The sequence below is a fragment of the Mesorhizobium sp. M7A.F.Ca.CA.002.05.1.1 genome (genome assembly GCF_003998335.1).
Taxonomy (GTDB): domain Bacteria; phylum Pseudomonadota; class Alphaproteobacteria; order Rhizobiales; family Rhizobiaceae; genus Mesorhizobium.
On record NZ_RZQI01000713.1, the window covers coordinates 1 to 3,152 of the forward strand.

4 protein-coding genes and 1 pseudogene are annotated in these 3,152 nt (G+C 63.5%); 3 read left to right on the forward strand and 2 right to left on the reverse strand.

All coding sequences use genetic code 11. The annotated features are described in order from the left end of the window. Together EN939_RS27135 and EN939_RS27140 are read left to right on the forward strand one after the other, a co-directional pair. Positions 1-394 (forward strand): annotated as a pseudogene (locus EN939_RS27135) (ABC transporter permease); the annotation flags it as partial. Positions 395-526: 132 nt separating this feature from the next. Continuing rightward, positions 527-1,252 (forward strand): YdcF family protein, encoded by a 726-nt coding sequence (locus EN939_RS27140; RefSeq protein ID WP_127270825.1) that lies wholly within the window; start codon positions 527-529, stop codon positions 1,250-1,252. Here the strand turns inward: EN939_RS27140 and EN939_RS27145 are convergent, their stop codons facing one another. Both EN939_RS27145 and EN939_RS27150 read right to left on the reverse strand, forming a co-directional pair. Then, entirely contained in the window at positions 1,253-1,885 is a 633-nt protein-coding gene (locus EN939_RS27145) for a pyridoxamine 5'-phosphate oxidase family protein (RefSeq protein WP_127270827.1), read from the reverse strand. Between the two features lie 24 nt (positions 1,886-1,909). Beyond that, positions 1,910-2,380, reverse strand: a complete 471-nt coding sequence (locus EN939_RS27150) for a nuclear transport factor 2 family protein (protein ID WP_127270828.1) — start codon at positions 2,378-2,380, stop codon at positions 1,910-1,912. Between the two features lie 117 nt (positions 2,381-2,497). Here EN939_RS27150 and EN939_RS27155 point away from each other — a divergent pair. Next, the coding region (locus EN939_RS27155; protein WP_164751252.1) for a LysR family transcriptional regulator at positions 2,498-3,152 on the forward strand (655 nt) is incomplete at its 3' end.

Consider the following 3,152-nt stretch of genomic DNA (forward strand, 5'->3'; position numbering starts at 1 on the left):
GACCGTGCTGACCGTGGTGTTCGCGACGCGCGGCGCCATGGCCGGCAACGGTCACATCATCGAAGTGCTGCATTTCGTCGGCGCCGAAGCACGCTTCATCGCGCGCGAATTCCGCCGGCATTTCCTGGTCACCGGCATGAAGGGAGCGGCGGCCGGCGGTGCCGCGGCAGTGCTCGTCTTCATCGTCTTTTCCTGGTGGTCGTCGCGCAATATGGCGACGCCGCAGGCCGACCAGGCGACCGCCCTGTTCGGCAATTTCGCCATCGGTTCGGCAGGCTATCTCGGTGTCGTGTTGATGGTGCTGGTGATCGGCGGACTGACGGCTGCCACGTCCCACGCCACCGTCGTTGCCTATCTCAGCGACATCGATGTCCGCCAGCCGGATGCAGGCTAATTCATGTCGCCCAAAAGTGGAACCGGTTTTGGGACAACGACATAGATAGGACAGGGTGATCACGGATGGAGAATTCACGTAACGCAAAGTGCGTCTTTTACCTACCCAAAGCCGCATTTCAGGATTAACCATATGGCGATGGACGCGCGGGATTCGACCGGTACGGCTGGGCAGATGCCAGTGGTGGTTGCCCGTTCGCATGGCCGCTCCACTGTGAGCCGTCTAAGAGCCGCGTTGCGCCTGTCCGCTCTCTCTGTCCTCATCCTCGCAACATTGTTTGCCGGCGGCTTCGGCTGGTTCGCCAATAAGGTCAGTCACCTGACCACGCCTGCCAATCCGGCCAAGGCGGACGCGATCATCGTGCTGACCGGCGGCCAGTCCCGCCTCGATGCGGCGATGGATCTGCTGGCGTCCGGCAAGGGCGAGCGGCTGCTGATCAGCGGCGTCCATCCTTCGGCCAGCCGCCGCCAGTTGCAGGCGGCGACCGGCGGCGACAAGAAACTGTTCTCCTGCTGCGTCGACATCGACCGCGCCGCGCTCGATACGATCGGCAATGCGGAGGAAAGCGCCAAATGGGTCGAGAGCCACGCCTATGGCACGGTGATCCTTGTCACCAACAATTATCATATGCCCCGCAGCCTGCTGGAAATGGGCAGGCTGCTGCATGGCGCCAAGCTCGAGCCCTATCCGGTGGTCAATTCCAACCTCGACAATGGCGGCTGGCTGACCAAGCCGCGGGCATTGCGCGTGCTGTTCACCGAATACAACAAGTATTTGCTGGCGCTGGCGCGCGGCATCGTGCCGGTCAAGCCGACGCCCAACGGCATCGCACTGGCCGAAACCGCAGCCGGCGGCTGATCATTCCCCTGCGGCCGTGCCCGAATTTCCCCTGAGCCGTGCGATCTCCTGCTCAAGACGTTCGATACGCTTGTCCCGCTCGCCGAGTGCCGCCGCCACGTCGGCTGCCTCGAACCGTTGCGGGATGTGCTGCGGGCAATTGGCATCCCAGGCCGAGACCGTGAACAGGATGACCTGCTCGGGGCGCGCTCTGTAGTCTTGCGGCATCAGTTTCGCCATCAGCTCGGCGTCACTCTCGACGACCCGCGCCGTGCCCCAGATCTTGATGCGCTGGCGGTGCATATAGTCGATCAGGAACAGGAACGCCCTTGGATTGTCGGCCAGATTGCCCTGCGTGATGAACTGCCGGTTGCCGGAAAAATCCGCGAAGCCGATCGTATGTTCATCCAGCACCTTGAGGAAGCCGGCCGGCCCGCCGCGATGCTGGACATAGGGCTGCCCCTCGCCATTGGCGGTCGACAGAAAGACGCTGGTCTGCATTTCGATGAAGGCGGCAAGGTCCGGGGTGATGCCGGCCTGCCAGCCGCCACGCTCCTCGACGCGGGCATAGGACTGACGTGAGCCCTTGCGGGTCTGGATTGCCTTGACGGTCGGCGTGAAGGCGACGTCGCTGGTGAAAGCATGCGCGTTCATCGAAAGCCTCCTTGCGGCAAGATGCTAAAGTCCGAGCTCCGACAGTGTCGGGTGGTCGTCCGGCCGCCGGCCGAGCGGCCAGTGATACTTACGATCGGACTCGCCGATCGGCAGGTCGTTGATGCTGGCGATGCGCAGGCGCATCAGCCCGTGTTCATCGAATTCCCAGTTCTCGTTGCCGTAGCTGCGGAACCATGAACCGCTGTCGTCGCGCCATTCGTAAGCGAAACGCACGGCGATGCGGTTGCCGTGGAAGGCCCAGACCTCCTTGATCAGCCGGTAGTCGAGCTCGCGACTCCATTTGCGCGTCAGGAAGGCCTGGATGGCGTCGCGGCCTTGCAGGAATTCGGCGCGGTTGCGCCAGCGGCTGTCCTTGGTATAGGCGAGCGCAACCCGCGCCGGATCGCGTGAATTCCAGGCATCCTCGGCCATGCGCGCCTTCTGTGCTGATGTCTCGGCGGTAAACGGCGGCAGCGGCGGTCGGGCTTCGGACATGGCAACTCCTTTGTGGGCCATGCTGCGGGCAGGCCGACAGACACAATATAGAGCCTTCCATCATTCAAATGGAGATGACATATTCGTAACCTGTCCTTCCATTTTCCGGAAGAAGCTATGGATCGTCTCGAAGCCATGTCGCTCTTTGTCGCCGCGGTGGAGGCCGGCAGCCTTTCCGCGGCCAGCCGCCGTTTCGGCATTCCGCTGGCGACGGTCAGCCGCAAGATTTCCGATCTCGAGCGCCATCTGAACACACGTCTCCTGAATCGCTCGACGCGACGGCTGACACCGACCGATGCCGGCCAGGCCTATCTTGCCGCCTGCCGCCGCATCCTGGACGAGGTCGGCGAGGCCGAACGCACGGCAGCCGGCGAATACAGCGCGCCGACCGGCGAATTGGCCATCACCGCGCCGGTCGTCTTTGGCCGCCTGCACGTGCTGCCGGTCGTCACCGGCTTTCTCGCCGCCTATCCAGACGTGGACATCCGCCTGACATTGGCCGACCGCATAACCCAGCTGGTCGAGGACCATTTCGATCTCGCCATCCGCATCGGCCAGTTGCCCGATTCGAGCCTGGTCGCCATCGGCGTCGGCGCGATCCGCCGCGTCGTCTGCGCCAGCCCGGCCTATCTTGCCGAACACGGCACGCCGACCACCCCGGAGGATCTGGAAACACACGATTGCATCACCTTCGAGGGACTTGCCTCCGCCGCCAGTTGGAGCTTCACCAAGGGCAAGGCCGAAATCCCGGTTCGGGTCCGCTCGCGGCTTC